The 15,501-nt window shown below is 68.4% G+C and carries 14 protein-coding genes and 4 tRNA genes; 5 read left to right on the top strand and 13 right to left on the bottom strand.

The window, feature by feature from the left end; all coding sequences use genetic code 11:
- Positions 1-21: 21 nt before the first annotated feature.
- Together K3U94_RS13715 and K3U94_RS13710 are read right to left on the bottom strand one after the other, a co-directional pair.
- Positions 22-1,605 (bottom strand): alpha/beta hydrolase, encoded by a 1,584-nt coding sequence (locus K3U94_RS13715; RefSeq protein ID WP_220694069.1) that lies wholly within the window; start codon positions 1,603-1,605, stop codon positions 22-24.
- Between the two features lie 10 nt (positions 1,606-1,615).
- Positions 1,616-2,398 carry a pyrimidine reductase family protein gene (locus K3U94_RS13710; protein WP_220694068.1) on the bottom strand — a complete coding sequence of 261 codons (783 nt, stop codon included), beginning with the start codon at positions 2,396-2,398 and terminating at the stop codon, positions 1,616-1,618.
- On the opposite strand from K3U94_RS13710, the gene zapE reads away from it, so the two are divergent.
- Positions 2,397-3,476 (top strand): cell division protein ZapE, encoded by a 1,080-nt coding sequence (gene zapE / locus K3U94_RS13705; protein WP_220694067.1) that lies wholly within the window; start codon positions 2,397-2,399, stop codon positions 3,474-3,476. The two genes, K3U94_RS13710 and zapE, sit on opposite strands and share 2 nt — an antisense overlap.
- Before the next feature lie 169 nt (positions 3,477-3,645).
- Here the strand turns inward: zapE and K3U94_RS13700 are convergent, their stop codons facing one another.
- The 3 genes from K3U94_RS13700 to K3U94_RS13690 all read right to left on the bottom strand — a co-directional run bounded on the left by K3U94_RS13700 (position 3,646) and on the right by K3U94_RS13690 (position 5,637).
- The gene (locus K3U94_RS13700) at positions 3,646-4,182 is read right to left on the bottom strand and encodes a hypothetical protein (RefSeq protein WP_047318431.1); all 537 of its coding nucleotides are present in this window, start codon (positions 4,180-4,182) and stop codon (positions 3,646-3,648) included.
- Between the two features lie 77 nt (positions 4,183-4,259).
- A complete protein-coding gene (locus K3U94_RS13695) occupies positions 4,260-5,006 on the bottom strand; it encodes a Clp protease N-terminal domain-containing protein (RefSeq protein ID WP_047318430.1) in 747 nt (248 codons plus the stop codon).
- Between the two features lie 40 nt (positions 5,007-5,046).
- Positions 5,047-5,637: a DUF4352 domain-containing protein gene (locus K3U94_RS13690; protein WP_230987116.1), complete on the bottom strand. Its 591-nt coding sequence runs from the start codon at positions 5,635-5,637 to the stop codon at positions 5,047-5,049.
- A gap of 192 nt (positions 5,638-5,829) precedes the next feature.
- Between K3U94_RS13690 and K3U94_RS13685 the strand changes: the two genes are divergently transcribed.
- Positions 5,830-6,108: a hypothetical protein gene (locus K3U94_RS13685; protein ID WP_047318428.1), complete on the top strand. Its 279-nt coding sequence runs from the start codon at positions 5,830-5,832 to the stop codon at positions 6,106-6,108.
- A 64-nt stretch (positions 6,109-6,172) separates the two neighbouring features.
- On the opposite strand, the gene K3U94_RS13680 is transcribed toward K3U94_RS13685, so the two are convergent.
- The 3 genes from K3U94_RS13680 to K3U94_RS13670 all read right to left on the bottom strand — a co-directional run bounded on the left by K3U94_RS13680 (position 6,173) and on the right by K3U94_RS13670 (position 6,438).
- Positions 6,173-6,247 (bottom strand) — tRNA-Val (locus K3U94_RS13680).
- Positions 6,248-6,264: 17 nt separating this feature from the next.
- Positions 6,265-6,335: transfer RNA gene (locus K3U94_RS13675), tRNA-Cys, on the bottom strand.
- A 30-nt stretch (positions 6,336-6,365) separates the two neighbouring features.
- Positions 6,366-6,438 (bottom strand) — tRNA-Gly (locus tag K3U94_RS13670).
- Between the two features lie 159 nt (positions 6,439-6,597).
- Between K3U94_RS13670 and K3U94_RS13665 the strand changes: the two genes are divergently transcribed.
- Positions 6,598-6,669 (top strand) — tRNA-Val (locus K3U94_RS13665).
- 157 nt (positions 6,670-6,826) lie between these two features.
- Here the strand turns inward: K3U94_RS13665 and K3U94_RS13660 are convergent.
- The gene (locus tag K3U94_RS13660; protein WP_220694066.1) at positions 6,827-7,606 is read right to left on the bottom strand and encodes an esterase; all 780 of its coding nucleotides are present in this window, start codon (positions 7,604-7,606) and stop codon (positions 6,827-6,829) included.
- 71 nt (positions 7,607-7,677) lie between these two features.
- Here K3U94_RS13660 and K3U94_RS13655 point away from each other — a divergent pair, with 71 nt between their 5' ends.
- Positions 7,678-10,431, top strand: coding sequence for an AAA family ATPase (locus K3U94_RS13655; RefSeq protein ID WP_220694065.1), 2,754 nt, complete (start codon positions 7,678-7,680; stop codon positions 10,429-10,431).
- Between the two features lie 22 nt (positions 10,432-10,453).
- On the opposite strand, the gene K3U94_RS13650 is transcribed toward K3U94_RS13655, so the two are convergent.
- The 3 genes from K3U94_RS13650 to K3U94_RS13640 form a co-directional block, all read right to left on the bottom strand.
- Positions 10,454-11,335, bottom strand: coding sequence for a metal-dependent hydrolase (locus K3U94_RS13650; protein WP_220694064.1), 882 nt, complete (start codon positions 11,333-11,335; stop codon positions 10,454-10,456).
- A 75-nt stretch (positions 11,336-11,410) separates the two neighbouring features.
- Positions 11,411-12,031 carry a hypothetical protein gene (locus K3U94_RS13645; RefSeq protein WP_047318426.1) on the bottom strand — a complete coding sequence of 207 codons (621 nt, stop codon included), beginning with the start codon at positions 12,029-12,031 and terminating at the stop codon, positions 11,411-11,413.
- Between the two features lie 109 nt (positions 12,032-12,140).
- Positions 12,141-12,797, bottom strand: a complete 657-nt coding sequence (locus tag K3U94_RS13640; protein ID WP_047318614.1) for a DedA family protein — start codon at positions 12,795-12,797, stop codon at positions 12,141-12,143.
- 112 nt (positions 12,798-12,909) lie between these two features.
- Between K3U94_RS13640 and K3U94_RS13635 the strand changes: the two genes are divergently transcribed.
- Positions 12,910-14,577 carry an acyl-CoA synthetase gene (locus K3U94_RS13635; RefSeq protein ID WP_220694063.1) on the top strand — a complete coding sequence of 556 codons (1,668 nt, stop codon included), beginning with the start codon at positions 12,910-12,912 and terminating at the stop codon, positions 14,575-14,577.
- Positions 14,578-14,595: 18 nt separating this feature from the next.
- Here K3U94_RS13635 and K3U94_RS13630 read toward each other — a convergent pair whose 3' ends face one another.
- A complete protein-coding gene (locus K3U94_RS13630; RefSeq protein ID WP_047318613.1) occupies positions 14,596-15,402 on the bottom strand; it encodes an enoyl-CoA hydratase/isomerase family protein in 807 nt (268 codons plus the stop codon).
- Positions 15,403-15,501: the final 99 nt, after the last annotated feature.

Below are 15,501 nucleotides of genomic sequence, written 5' to 3'. Positions count from 1 at the left end.
GGGGGCCCGGATCAGGTTGGGTCAGGCCGGGCAGTACACATCGGTGTCGGGCAGCTTGCCGCTGTCGAGGTAGCCGATCAGCGGCGGCAACGTGCACGCCGAGTACACCGCGGCGCCGTGGCCGATGCCCTGCCACATCACCCGCTTGCTGGCCGACCCGGCGTTGATGACGGCCGCGGCGGTGGCCGCCACGCCCTCCTCTCCGACGATCGGATCGTTTTGCGCGCCGAGCAGCAGCACGTCGATCTTGAGTTCCTTCGGCAGGTCGGGGGTGCTGCTGCTGGGCCAGCTCAGGCACTGTGCCATCGCCAGCGCGCCGACCGCGCCGAACTGTGGGTACTCCTTGCCCCAGGCGACCACCAGCTCCCGGACCCGATCGGGCGTGGGCCGGTTGAGCGCGTCGGCGCACGAGTTGATGAAGTGCCCGTCGCTGCCGGTGGTGCCTTGGGCCCGGTTGATCAAGTTGTTCAACAGATTGGCGTCGCCGGAGTTGGCCGAGGCCAGTGCCTTGGCCAACTCGTTGGTGGTGTTGACCCGATCGCCGGTGGGATAGCCCAGGGCCGTGACGATCGCGTTGGTCACCGCGGCCACCGAGGCGCCGCCCGGACCATGCCCGGAGCGCGCCGCGCCCAGCAGCGCGTCGACGGCCCCCTTCGGGTCCGGGCCCAGCGCACAGCTGACCGCGACGCACTGCGCGGCGAACGCCTCGAAGGCCGCCTGCTGGCCCTTGACCCGTTCCTCGGCCGCGGCCTCGGCGGCGACTCCGAGGGGGATGGGGGAGTCCAGCGCCAGCCGGGCCACCTTCCCCGGATGAGAGCCGGCGTACGCCAAGGCGATCTGGGCGCCGTTGCCGATACCGAGCAGCGACAGCGCGGGAATGTCCCAGATGCTGCGCAGTCGTTCGAGATCCGTGGCGGCGTGGGTGTTGTCGTAGGAGGACTCACCCGGCGAGATGGAGTCGGTGCAGTCGGTGGTGGCCTCCTGAGTGACCGTGCCCAGGCTGGCCACCGGGTCGTCGCCGGGGGTGAACTGCGCCTGGTTCCACATTTCGTCGCGCTGGCTGCGATTGCGGCAGTCCACCGGGCTCGACATTCCGATGCCGCGCCGGTCCACGGCGACGACCGGGTGGCTCTTGAGCACGTCCGCGCCGGCCCGCGCCAGCCAGATCGGCAGCTGCAGCGACGACGGCAGATCCCAGCCGGTGGTGAACACCACGGGGCCGGCGTCGCCCGGGGTCTGCACGGACCGGGCCCGCACCACCCCGATGCTGATCGCCCCGGAGCCGCCGCCGAGGGGGTCGATGTCGGCGTCGTAGCTGGCGCAGTCCAGCCGCACACCGGGCGTGGCGGGCACCGCGGCGTCGCCGAAGACCCGGGCGGTGCAGTCATGCCACGGCAGGTCGTTCTTGGGCACCTCCACCGGAGGGGGTCCGGCGTGGTCCGAGGTGGACTCGGGTTGGCCCTGGGCCCCAGCGCCGGAGTTGGTTGCAAACCGCGGGTTGGCGGCCAGCCCGGGCGCGCATCCGGCCAGCAGGGGCGCGGACCCGGCCAGTACGGCCGCAGCCGTCACCACCGCGATCCGGGCGAACCTCGAAGAGCTGGTCATGCCTGTCACCTTATAGGCGCGCGCTTTTGACGTAGCGGCCGTAGAGGTAGCCGGATTCGTCGGCGAGCAGATGCGCGCAGCGCATCGGCGTGGTCAGCTCGCCCGGACCGGTGGCGATACGGCGGGCCAGGCCGCCGACCAGATAGGGGGCCAAGGTCAGGCAGAGCTCGTCAAGCAGCTCGCGTTCGATGAACGACCCCAGCAGGGTCGGTCCGCCTTCGGTGAGCACTCGAAACTGCTCGCGCTGCGCCAACGCGGCCAGCAGCACGGCCTCGTCCACCCGCCCGGGGTCATCACCGGAGCAGTCCAGGACGTCGGCGTGCCCGGCCAGCCGCCGCCGAGTGTCGTCGGCGACCGCGGAGCAGGTCAACACCAGCGGTGCCAGTTCGGTGTCGTTGAACACCCGCAGGTTGCGGTCCAGCTGTCCCGACTGGGTCACGATCGCCAGCCGGGGTACCTCGGACTGTCCGCGGTCGCGGCGGCCCTGGCGCTGCGCGACGCTCAGCCGCGCTCCGCCGTAATTCTCAACCCGTACGGTGCCCGCGCCGACCACGACGACGTCGGCCAGCGCCCGCAGCAGCATGAACAGGGACCGGTCGCCGGGCCCGGCCAGTCCACCGGACGTGCCGGCGACCGTCGCGCCGCCGTCGATGCTGCCGATGAAATTGGCCCGCACCCACACGCGCGGCTCGCTGGTTTCGGGATAGGCGTACAGCCGGCCCAGTTCGGCGTCGTCGACGGGCGCCGTGGAGCCCAGCAGGGTGAATCCGGGGTCTGCGCTGAGGTCGGACATGGCCTCGATTGCACCATGTGACTACAGTTCGTGCGTGCCCAATCCAGCCGCCGAGTCGATCGACCACCTGGTGGACAGGCAGCCGGCGGTCTCTCCGGAACGGTTGATCGCGCAGCTCAAACCGCCCCCGACGTTCGCCGGGGCCAGCTTCGCCAGCTACCGCCCGGACCCGGCGCAACCCAGCCAGGCCGCCGCGGTGACGGCGTGCACCGCGTTCTGCACGCAGGCGGTCACCCGGCGCGCCGGACGGCGCAAGCTGCTGGGCAAGCGCGAGGTGTTGCCGGGCGTGGGTATCTACCTCGACGGTGGTTTCGGTGTCGGCAAGACGCACCTGCTGGCCTCGGTCTACCACGCGATCACCGACACCGCGGCCGCTGAGCCGCCTGGCACGGCGTTCGCGACGTTCATGGAGCTGACCCAGTTGGCCGGGGTGTTCGGCTTCACCGAGTGCATCGAATTGCTCGGCGGCTACACCGTGGTGTGCATCGACGAGTTCGAACTCGACGATCCCGGCAACACCACCTTGGTGTCGCGGCTGCTGTCCGAACTGGTGGCGCGCGGGGTCTCGATTGCCGCGACATCGAACACGTTGCCCGAGCAGCTCGGCGAAGGCCGCTTCGCTGTGCAGGACTTTCTGCGCGAGATCAGTGCGCTGGCAAGCATTTTCACCCCGGTTCGGGTTGACGGCCCCGACTATCGGCACCGGGACCTGCCGCCGGCGCCCGAACCGCCCTCAGCGCAACAGGTCACGCAGCGCGCCGCGGCGCGGCCGGGAGCGACGCTGGACGACTTCGACGGGCTGTGCGCCCACCTGGCCACCATGCATCCGTCGCGCTACCTGACGCTGATCGAGGGCGTCACCGCGGTGTTCCTCACCGGTGCGCACGCCATTGAGGACCAGAACGTGGCGCTGCGGTTGGTGGCACTCACCGATCGCCTGTATGACGCGGGCATCCCGGTGGTGGCTTCCGGCGCCAAACTCGACCAGATTTTCAGCGCCGAGATGCTGGCCGGCGGTTACCGCAAGAAGTACCTGCGGGCCACCTCGCGACTGCTCGCGTTGAGCAGCGGGGGTTAGCGAGGCTCGACGAAGGAGAGCCGAAGCTGGACCACCGCATCAAACCCGGGGGTTAGCGAGGCTCGATGAAGGAGAGCCGAAGCTGGACCACCGCATCAAACCCGGGGGTTAGCGAGGCTCGACGGAGGAGAGCCGAAGCTGGACCACCGCATCAAACCCGCGGGTTAGCTCACAGATTCCACTGCGCCAGGCGCAGTCCGGTGTTGCGCGACAGCATCACCACGTGGGTGACCAAGCCGCGGTAGACATCCCAGTAGACACCGCCGTTGACGGTGGAGCCCGCGGGAGCGTTGGTGAGCACCGCATCCAGGGTGGTGGGGTCGTCGGTGTGCTTGGACACGTAGGCGTCGCCGCCGGGCGTGACACCGTCGAAGGTGACTGAGGCCGCCATGATGTAGGGGTTGGGCACCGCGATCGGGTGGATGGTCACGTTCGCCCGCCACGGACCGCCCTGGTTGCGCCAGCGCGGCGTGCCGTTCGCGCCCCAGCCCGGGGGGATCTCGCTGGGCACCACGTCGTGGACGGTGACATCGGCGACGATCGGGCCGAACGCCTCGTCGTGGTATTGGATGCGCAGCGTGTCGCCGAGGCGCCCGATCGGCGCCTCCGCGGTGGTGGTCGGCGTGGCGTGTCCGGCGGCGGGCGTCAGCAGGGCAGCCAACGCGGTGACGACGGAAGTGACCAGGGCCAGAATCCAGCGATGCATCTGGGCATGATGGCACATCGGGATCGCGGGTGCAGCAGCCTTGGCCTGGCGGGTTCGCAGACCGGCGGTTTCGCCGGTCAGTTCGTGGTTTCCGTGCCGGGAGCGGCCAGGTTCGCGGTGATCGCCTCCAGGGCTTTGGCCAGGTCGGCTTCGGCCCGCTCGCGGTCGACCCCGGCGCGATGCAGGGGACCGGTGTCATCCTCTGCTTCCAGCAGCGCCAACAGGAGGTGCTCGGTGCCGATGTAGTTGTGGCCGAGGCGAAGTGCGGTGCGGAAAGTCAACTCCAGGGCCTTGCGGGCCGGACCGCTGAACGGAATCAAGGCGGGTGATTCGGCACCGCCGGGCGGCAGGGTGACCGAGGCCGCGAGGGCGTCGGGGTCGACGCGCTGGGCGGTGAGCAATGCGGTGGCCAGGGCGTTGGGATCGTGCAGCAGCCCCAGCACCAGATGGTCGGGGGTGATCTCGGCGTTGCGTGCCCGGTGGGCGGCGTTCTGGGCCGCCACCACCGCACTGCGTGCCCGTGGGGTGAAGCGAGCGAAGCCCTGTTCGGGATCGAGCGTGGCGGCCTCGGGGCGCGGGACGAACTTCTTCTGCGCCGCTTGCTTGGTGACGCCCATGCACTTGCCGATATCGGTCCATGACGCTCCGGATCGGCGTGCCTGGTCGACGAAGTGCCCGATCAGATGGTCAGCGACTTCGCCGAGGTGCTCGGCGGCCAGCACGGCATCGGTCAACCGCTCGAGCGGGTTGTCGTGCACGCCGGTGATGGCGTTGATGAGGTCGTCGAGACGGACCGACTGGGTGAGCGGGGTGGGATCGACCATGCCGTCAACACTAGGTTGACGGGATGGTTTGCGTCAACCGTTAGTTGACGTTGGGGGCCGGCGTGGCTCGGGTGGGGGAGGGAAGAAGCCATTCCCCGAAGCCTTCGGCGAATCCCGACGACGGCGCGTACCTGACTTTCGCCGGGCTCACACCGGCCGGCAGCGCGAAGACCACGCAACCGGTCGCGGACTCGCCCGGGGCGATGTGGAACATGCCGGAGTCGAAGTTCGTGCATTCGCCGACATCTTTCAGATCCGGCGCGTAGCGCCGGCCGTCGGAACCGAACGCCCAGACGTTGGTGTTGACGTCGCCGTTCATGGTTGCGGTTCCCGGGTTGGCGATCGTGAACTGCGTCGCGACATAGGTGACGCCCGGATCGCCGGGGCCGGGCTTGACGGTCGCGGGGTTGATCACCTTCTCCAAGGTGACGGTGACGGTGCTGCCGTCGACGCGGGTGAGGGTCAGGGCGTCGCCGGCGTGCCCGGCGGGTTTCGGCGTTGCCGTACCCGATTCGCCGGATGTGGCGGCCGAGGGAGGCCCGCTCGTCTGATCGGTGTGGCCCGAACACGCCGCCGACAAAGCGGAGGCTGCCAGGGCGAACACCGACAGGGCGACGATGGGTCGATTCATGGGACCACCTTTCGCGACTTTTCCCGGTTCGTGCGGTGCTACCGATTGTGGTGCCTGCCGGCTCGTGGTCTCGGCCCGGCCCAGAATTCCGGTAGATCTGCGCAAATGCAGCTTCGCGAAGTGTGATCTTCGTTATAACTGATCTGTAGGCGCAGCTAACAAAGCGGCGCACCGTTCACAAAGGGGTACACCATGCTCGAATCGCTGATCGCAGGGGCTATCGGGGGCGCGCTCGGGGGCAAAGGGGCCGACATGTCGGCAAAGATCCCCAGTCCGGGCGGGCTCGGGAGCTTGATCAGTGGTGGCCTCGGTGGCTTGGCCGGCGGTGGCCTCTTGAACAGCATTCTCACCAGCGGTGCTGCCGGTGGGTTCGACCTCGCCAACGCGGCCGGCAGCCTGGTCGGCGGCGGGGTGCTGGGCACCATCGTCACCGCGCTCGTCGGCATGGTGGTCAAGGCCAACAAGAGCTAGTCCGCCGAACCGAAAAACCCCTGTCGTCACGCGGTGGCGGCAGGGGTTTTTGCTGTGTTGAGCCTGGTGCGCGGTACTGGGATTGAACCAGCGACCTCTTCCGTGTCAGGGAAGCGCTCTCCCGCTGAGCTAACCGCGCTTAGAGCCTTGGGACGGAGGTGGAGACGGGAATCGAACCCGTGTGCACGGCTTTGCAGGCCGTTGCCTCACCACTCGGCCACTCCACCGCAAGGGGTTGATGCCACTTGACACCCTCGAGCGGATGACGGGATTCGAACCCGCGACCCTCACCTTGGCAAGGTGATGCGCTACCAACTGCGCTACATCCGCGTGCCACGGGCGAGATCGTCGCCCGTCGCGATGCAGAACATTAGCGGACACATGTGAGACAACACAACTTTGCATGTCAGAGCGGCGAGTCGCGCGAAAGTGGGCCTGCGCATTGATGCTTAGCGGGCACGGCGTGCTAGTGTTCGTCCTCGTTCATCCGGTCTCGTAGCTCAGGGGGAGAGCGTCCGCCTCACACGCGGAAGGTCGCTGGTTCGATCCCAGCCGGGACCACAAAAGAGCCGCCTGCAAGCAGGTGGCTTTTCTTGTTTTCGGGGCGTGTGCCAGGTGCCGCAAAGTTGACGCAACGTGACACATCAGCTTCGTAATCCGCCTGCGCCGGAGGTTGATACGGTTCGTGTCCGTTCCGGCAAACCCGAGTCCGGAGCTGTCAGGCGATCATCGGGTCGATCGCCGACCGGGGCACCAGCACGTGTAACGCCCCCGACGAAGCGGGCAACAAGACGCCCTGGTCGAAGAAGAAGATCACCCCGTCGTTGACCACCGCGAAATTCTGATAGTTGGCGGGGTCATACAGCGCGGCTTGCGCGAACGGCAACGGTGGTGGCGCCGTGGTGGACGTGGACGTGGACGTGGAGGTAGTCGACTGTCCTGATTGCGTGGGCGCCGGTGCCAGCTGCTGCTGCAGTTCCGCCTGGACGATCGGCGCGACGGTCTTCAGCGGATCATCCACCTGCCACAACGGCGCATGTTCCTTGTCGTCCGATGCGGCCGCGAAGGTGATCGCCTTGCGATAGGTCTGGTCCCAGTTGAACGCCTTGTACGTCGTCTGTGGCTGGGCCCCGCCGACGTTTTGGTCCACCGTGAACACCACCGCTTGCGTGCCGCGCGGGGGAATCGACGAGGTGTACTCCGTCGGCTTGATGCTCAACTTGGCTGGTGCGCTGCCGGGCGCGCCAGACTTGGCCGAGTTGAGGAACGCGTCGCGTGTCTGGGCGATGTACTCGGCAACCGACTTCTGATCCGGGTAGTTCAGCGGCATGCTGATGTCGACGCTGTACCCGGCGTCGGAGAGCTGGATCTCACACGTGCGGCCGGTATTGCCGCCTTTGAGCTCGGCGCAGTAATCCTTCGGGGCCGCCACAGCCACGGCCACGCAACCGAACATGACGGCAACCGTGACGACCACGGCCAGGCTGAAAGAGCGCATGGGTGATACCTCCTAGCAAACGCGGCAACGCGCCGTGCCCAAAGATTAACCCGCGGTGCGAGGATGAAACGGTGTCAACGACGGTGCCGCGCGCGGAGACGCGGGCAGTGTCGGATTTGCTGGCACGTGCTCGACCGGGGCCTGCGGCGTTGGTGGTCGAGGGACAGGCCGGCATCGGCAAGACCACGCTGATGCTGAGCGCCACCGAAGCAGCTCGCTCTCAAGGATTTTCGGTGCTGTCGGCGCAGGGATCAGTGACGGAGGTCGAGTATGCGTTCGCCGCGGTTGCTGATTTGCTCGACGGGATCGACGACACGGTGCTGGGTGAACTGCCCAGTCAGCAGCGCCTTGCGCTGGACCGGGCACGAGGCGACCTGACCCCGGGTGTGCCGGCCATCGATGAACGGGCGCTCGCCGCTGCGTTCTGCGCGGCCGTCGAGCGCCTCAGCGCGAGATCGCCGGTGTTGCTGGCGGTCGACGACGTCCAGTGGCTCGACCCTTCCAGTCGTGCGGTAATCGGGTTCACCGCCCGGCGTCTGTCGAAGGGGGCGGCGCTTCTGGTCACGGTCCGCGTCGGTGAGTCCAATCTCGCTGACTTGGCTCAGTGGTTGACCTTTCGCAACCCCGCGGTCGCCACGCGTGTCCGGATGGGCCCGTTGGATCTGGACGGCGTGCACGATCTGATCGCCGCACGGTGGGGCCGCACGCTGCCGCGCCCGGCACTTAAGCGGGTCCATGGCATCTCAGGCGGCAACCCGATGTTTGCGCTCGAACTGGCCCGCGCCGAGCTGGACATGCCAGGAGCCGCGGCCGATCTGCCGGACAGTCTGGCCGCCCTGGTGTGCCGCCGCCTCGAACGCTTAGGCGACGACGCGCACGCGGTGCTGTTGGCCGCGGCCTGCTCTGCATCGCCGACAGCGGAGGAGCTGAGTCGGGTCACCACGCTGTCACCCGAACGTGTGGTGGAGTCGATCGAAGTCTGCGAGAAACTCGGTGTGGTCACCCTTGACGGTCACCACGTCCGATTCGCCCATCCGCTCTACGCCAATGGCGTGTCCGCCAACGCTTCTCCGGCGCGCCGTCGCGCCACCCATCGAGCCCTGGCTGGTGTCGTCGCCGACTCCGGGCTACGGGCACGTCACCTGGCGTTGGCGGCGACAATCAATGACGCGGGCACCCTGGCTGAGATAGACGCGGCTACCGACACCTTGACGGCGCGGGGCGCGCTGGCCGCCGCTGCCGAGCTGATCGACTTGGTCCTGGACCGCGGTGGTGATAGTCCGCAGCGTCGTATCCGCTCGGCGGAACTGCACTTTCGCTCGGGATCGATAGTGCTGGCGCGCACCCATCTGCAGTCCGTACTCGCCGATCAGCCACCTGGGCCGTTGCGTGCCTTGGCGCTGGCGCACCTGGGCGCGGTAAAGGCTTACGACGACGACTTGTCCGGCGCTATCGAGGCGCTGTCGGCGGCCGCCGATGAGGCTGCCGATGCGCCCATGCTGAGACTCGTGTGCCTCTTGCGTTTGTCCTTGGCGCTGGCCATCGCCGGCCGGATGAGCGCGACGATCGAACACGCTCAGCGCGCCATCGCGTTGGCTGAGGAACTCGACGCGCCCGGGCTGCGCAGCCAGGCATTGGCGATTTGGGTGACGGCGACGTTCATCTGGGGCGGGGGTGTCGACCGTCAGGCGTTGCAGCTGGCCGTGCAGCTCGAAGACCCCCGCAGCGGTGCCACCACGTTCTTGCGCGCGCGAGCCACCGAAGCGGTGATCTCGGCGTACGTCGGTGACCTCGAGACCGCCGACGCCCAGATACACGCGGTTCGCCACGGCATGACTACCGACGGCAGCGAGGTGGATCTCGTCTGGGTCGACAATCGCATTGCCGCGGTGGCGATCTGGGCGGGCCGGTACGACGACGCGGGCCGCGCCGCGCACGCGGCTGTGCAGCGTGCCGAACAACTCGGTGGGCGGCTGTCCTGCGCTACCGCATGGACCAAACGCGCGGCCGTCGCGGCATTCCAGGGGCGCGCTGCCGATGCCCGCGCCGACGCCGGCGCTGCGATCGAGGCGGCCCGCGCCGTCGGCGCGCTTCGCCAACTCAAGGAACCGACCAGAGTCCTGGCCTTCCTCGAGGTATCCCTTGGTGACTACGCTGCGGCGCTGGCCGTCCTACGGCCGCTGCTCGACGAATTCGATCCGCCCCACGAACTGGAGATCGAGGGCGGCGAACATCTTCCCGACGCCATCGAAGCGCTCACCTCACTCGAACACGTCGCAGAGGCCGAAGTGCTGGTCGACGCACTCGAGACGCACGGCGCGGACCGTGATCGTCCCTGGATGCTGGCGGTCGGGGCACGCGGGCGGGCCGCGGTGCTGGCCGCTCGTGGCGACCTTGCCGCAGCACTCCGCGCCCTGGAGCGCGCCATGGCGCACCACCAGCGGCTTCCGATGCCCTTCGAGCAAGCGCGCACGCAGCTGCTGTTGGGCCAACTTCAACGCCGCCGGCGCCAACGGGGGAGCGCGGCCACGACTCTCACCGCCGCGCTCCATGCCTTTGAGGAGCTCGGCGCGCCGTTCTGGGCGGAGCGGGCGCGGGCGGAGTTAGCTCGACTGAGCGGCGCGCGCGGTGATGGCCAGCGACTGACTCCCGCCGAAAGACGCGCCGCCGTTCTCGCGGCTCACGGTTTGACCAACCGCGAGATCGCCGCCGAACTGTTTCTGTCAGAGAAGACCATCGAGAGCACGCTGTCGAGTGTGTACCGCAAACTCGGCATCCGCTCGCGCGCCAGACTGGCTGCGGCGCTGAAAGCGAACGACGGCTAGCGACGCAGGCCGCCATGAGCTTTCAGCGCAAATGGTCGTTGAGGGTGCCCCCGGCGCCGAACAGGCGCGAGCGCCAATGGTCAAGTAGTGCAACGGTATCCACGTCTTCGGGGTGAAATCCCGGGCGCAGGTACACCGCCGCGTCCCGCAGAAATCCACGGAAGAACGGCCCGCGGTACAGGTCGGCGATTCCCCGCAACGCCCGCCGCGGTTGCCGGCGTGCCACCGGGTCGCGGCCCAGCGAGACAAGCAGTCCAAGTGCGATGAGCGGAACCGTGGCGGCGATCACCACCGCCATCGCCGCGATCCGGATCGTCTCGGAACCCCCGACGGCGCGATAGAGGTCAAAGGCCACCGACTTGTGCTCGAGTTCTTCCACCGCATGCCAATTCAGCAGGTTCCATACCTCGGGCGTCCCCGGGATGGCCTGGATCTCGTCAGTGGAAAGAATGCGCTCCGCCAGGACCGCGGTGTAGTGCTCCAGCGCCGCGGTCTGGGCCAGGTGCACCATGGCCGGGGTGCGTTCTTCGGCGCGAATCCGCCAGCGGTGCACCGCCTCCGAGTCCTGCCAGCGGATCGGATAGCCCTTGGCCGCGAGCACCGCGTTGAGCCGGCGGTGCTCCTGGCCGTGTATGGACTCCTGACCGATGAACCCTGCCACCTGCTTTTTCAGCACCGGGTCGGTGACGCGATCGGCAAAGCGGCGCACCGATCGGATGAAAGATTCCTCGCCCGCCGGAAAGCCACCGGACAACCCGGCCAGGAAGTGGCTGAGCACCATGTCGTCGTCGGCGAAATACTTGCCGTAGCCGTCGCTGCTGTCGAAGCCGTCGTCGAAGCGGAAACGGATCCGCCGAGTCTTCGGATAACTCGGGGCCGGGCGCGGTCGCCGTCGGCGTGTCATGAGGCCGAGCGTAGCCAGCGCCACGCGTTCGGGCGTGCCGAAGTTTCGCGGGTCAGTCCTCGCGCCTGATGGGGCCTACGCCATCTCGGGCACGTTCAGGTGGGCGATCGCCAGATCGAATTCGGCGACTTCCAGTATCTCTGCGCCGGCATCGTTGACGGCCCGGGCCCAGATCGCCTGCTCGCCGCTGCGACTGGCCACCAGCGCCGCCCGGTCGTCGAAGCTGACCGATGACACCGCGCGGCCCGAATGGCGGTCCACCAGCAGGGTGGTGCTGCAGAAGCCGTTCAGATCCTCCAGCTCAGGCATCAGCGCCAGCTTGTAAGTGTCGATCATCCGCTCGCAGCCCGCCGGGTCGGTCCGCAGCCAGGTGACGCGCACGCCCGCATGCCGCCGAGACCGATGATCGCGGCGCGCCGCGGCGATCTCCCAGCGGGTGATCTCGGCGGTGGCGTGGAAGATCTCGGCGGCGCGGTCGCACATCTGCTGAGCGGCGGCCTCGCTTGCTCGCAGGGTGTCTTCATCCAGCCAGGATGAGGTGACGATGCACCGGCCGGCGTCGCGGTCGACCAGCATGGACATTCCCGCGCAGCCGTCCATATCGGCCAGGGCCGGCATCACCACGCCGCGGACGTGGGTGATCCCCTCATCGAGGAAGGAAGGATGGGCGTGAATGGTGGTTGCACGCGCGAACATAGGGGCCTCCGAGTGATCGGGGCGACGCCCCGGCGGCGCCGCCGGTCTCCCTTCCACCATGCTCTCGCTTCGGTGCGGGGACAACCCTTATTCGCCCCCAATTCGCTGGCTATTCGGTGACCGGGTCCGGCTCGGCCCGATGTTGGGCGTCCAGTTCTGCGATCCGGGCGCCGACGCGGCCCCTCAGCGCGAGGGCCGCGATCAGCCCGGCGAGCAGCGCGATCAGCAGCGCAACCCAGGAGAACCGGGACAGCCAGTGCTCGGCCGCGACCCCGGCGTAGTACACCAGCGCGGTGGTCCCCCCGGCCCAGAAGATCGCGCCGGTCACATTGGCGACCAGGAAATGCGGGTAACGCATCTTCAACGCTCCGGCCAGCGGGCCGGCCAGGATGCGCAGCAGTGCCACGAATCGGCCGAAGAACACCGCACTGGCGCCCCAGCGGCCGAAGGACTGTTCGGCGAAAGCGATGTGGCCGGGACCGAAGTGATTCGGAAATCGCCGGCCCAGGCGGTCGAAGAGCGGCATACCGAATCGCCGGCCGATCGAATAGCCGATCGAGTCACCGATCACCGCGCCGATCACCGCCGCCACCGCGACCCCGACCGGGTCGACCGCCAACTCATGCCGTGACGACAACAGCGCCGCTCCGACCAGCATGAGCTCGCCCGGCAACGGGACGCCCAGGCTCTCTATCCCGATAACCGCGCCGACGAGCAGATAGACCAGCACGGGCGGGATCGAGTACAGCAGGACATCCACCGACATGCGGCCAAGCATGCCTGACGTCGGGCGGGAAAGCCCGTCGCGACCGTCGGCGGTCGAATAGGCGTCACCTAGTAGCGTTACCCAGGCGTTGCGATCGAATCGAGGAGCGGCAGTGGAATTCAACCTCGCCCAAGTGTTCTCGGCCGTGGCGGCGGCCGTGCCAGAGCGGGATTGCATCGTCTTCGGCGACCGTCGATTCAGCTACCAGCAGATCGAGGACCGGTCCCGCCGGCTGGCGCGGGCCCTGCACGAGCGTGGCCTGGGGGTGCGCCACGAACGCTCCGAGCTGGCCGGCCACGAATCCGGGCAGAGCCACCTCGCGCTGTACCTGGCCAACGGCAACGAGTATCTGGAAGGCATGCTCGGCGCCTACCACGCCCGGGTCGCGCCGTTCAACGTCAACTACCGCTACGTCGCCGACGAACTGGTCTACCTGCTGACCAATGCCTCCGCCGAGGCGATCATGTACCACGCCCGGTACGCGCCCACGCTGGCCGAAGCGTTGCAGCAGGCCGGTGACCGGCTGCCCGCGATGCCGCTGATCCACGTCGAGGACGACTCCGGCAACGAGCCGCTGCCCGGTGCGGTCCGCTACGAGGAGCTGCTGGACGCCACTTCCGCCGAACCGTTGGGCCTGGCGCTGTCCCCGGACGACCTATATCTGCTCTACACCGGCGGCACCACCGGCATGCCCAAGGGCGTGTTGTGGCGTCAGCACGACATCTTCGTCGGCGCCATGGGCGGCCGGGAGTTCGGCACCGGTGCCGTGCCCACCACGGTGGAGGAGATCGTCGACCGCGCCTGCGCCGCCGTGCCGGCAGGCTCGATGACAGTGGCGCCGTTGATGCACGGCGCCGCCCAGTGGGCCGCCTTCATCACGCTGCTGGGCGGGCGGCCGTTCGTGATGTCGGCGACCACCGACCGGTTCGACCCGGTGCGCACGTGGGAACTGGCGGCCAAGGAGCGAGTCATCTCGCTGTCGATCGTCGGCGATGCCTTCGCACGTCCGCTCGCCGACGCGCTGGCAGCCGGTGGCCCCCAGCTGGCTGAGGCGCTGTCGGGACTGTTCGTGCTGGCCAGCGGCGGTGCATCGCTCACCGTCCCGGTCAAGCAGCGGATGGTGGATCTGCTGCCGCAGCTGTCGATCCTGGACGCCGGCGGTTCTTCGGAGACCGGGGCGCAGATGGGACAGACCACCAGCCGCGATGTGGCCTCCACCGGCCGATTCACCCCGAACCCGGGCGCGGTGGTGGTCAGCGAGGACATGACCCGCATTCTCAAGCCCGGCGACGACGAGATCGGCTGGCTGGCGCAGCAGGGACATGTGCCGCTGGGGTACCTGGGCGACCCGGAGAAATCCGCGCGCACCTTCCCGGTCATCGAGGGGATCCGGCACTCGGTTCCCGGTGACCGGGCTCGCTGGGACGCCGACGGTGGGATTGAGCTGCTGGGCCGCGACTCGGTGACGATCAACTCCGGCGGCGAAAAGATCTTCGCCGAGGAGGTCGAAGCCGCGATTGCGCACCATCCGGCCGTCTACGACGTCGTGGTGGTGGGCCGGCCCAGCGAGCGGTGGGGCAACGAGGTGGTCGCGGTGGTGCAGTTGGCGCCCGGCGCCGACGCCGGGGCTGAGGACATCGTCACCGAGGCGGCGAACCACATCGCGCGCTACAAGCTGCCCAAAGACGTGGTGTTCTGCGCCCAGGTGCAGCGCTCGCCGTCGGGCAAGGCCGACTACCGCTGGGCCAAGGAGCAGGCGCTCGCCGCGCAACGAGTCTGAGCGGCGGCGCCGGCTGACTCAGCCGAACTGCGGCTTGCGCTTCTCCCGGATGGCGGCCAGGCCCTCGTGCACGTCCGGACCGGAGAAACCGAGGAACTCCAGCCCCAACGCGGTCTCGAAGGCCGGCGCGAACTGCCGATACCAGTAGTTGAGGCTGTGCTTGGTGAAGCGGATCGCGTCTTGGGCGCCGTGCGCCAGGTCGTCGGCGATGCGGGTCGCGGTGGCCAGCACCTCGTCGTCGTCGACGCACGTGGAGACCAGGCCGATCCGCTCGGCCTCCTCACCGTGCAGGGTCTCGCAGGTCAGCAGGTAGTACTTGGCCTTGGCCATGCCCACCAGCAACGGCCAGCAGATCGCCGCGTGATCCCCGGCGGCCACCCCGAGCTTGGTGTGGCCGTCGATCAACCTGGCGGTGCGCCCGGCCACCGAAATGTCCGAGAGCAGTGCCACCACCAGGCCCGCGCCCACGGCGGGCCCGTTGATCGCCGAGATCACCGGCTTGGAGAAGTTGACCATGTTCAGCACCAGGTCGCGGGCCTCCCGCAGCACCTGCATCCGTCCGGCGTGATCGCCGACGATCTTCTCGATCAGCTCGAAGCTGCCGCCGGCGGAGAACGCCTTGCCCTCACCGCGGACCAGTACCGCGCGCACGTCGTCGTCGCGGTCGATCACCGGCCACACATCGGCGAGGTCGCGGTGCATCTGCGGGCCCACCGAATTGAGTCCGGGCGCGTCCAGCACCAGCTGCAGCACGCCGTTGTCGCCGGGCTCGAACCGAAGACTGGGGAAGTCGGAGGAGGCACGGTAGCGGGGTGCATCAGTCATCATTCGTTTCTACTCGACGGCCTGCGCGCCGCCCCCGCCAGGTCTCGCCTGTCGCGCTCGGGGAACCGTTCCGCCGGAGCTGCTGATTTGTGTGAATCC

The sequence above is a fragment of the Mycolicibacter heraklionensis genome (assembly GCF_019645815.1).
Lineage (GTDB): Bacteria > Actinomycetota > Actinomycetes > Mycobacteriales > Mycobacteriaceae > Mycobacterium > Mycobacterium heraklionense.
The sequence above is the reverse complement of the archived record's forward strand: the minus strand, read 5'-3'. Positions and strand labels throughout refer to the sequence as shown.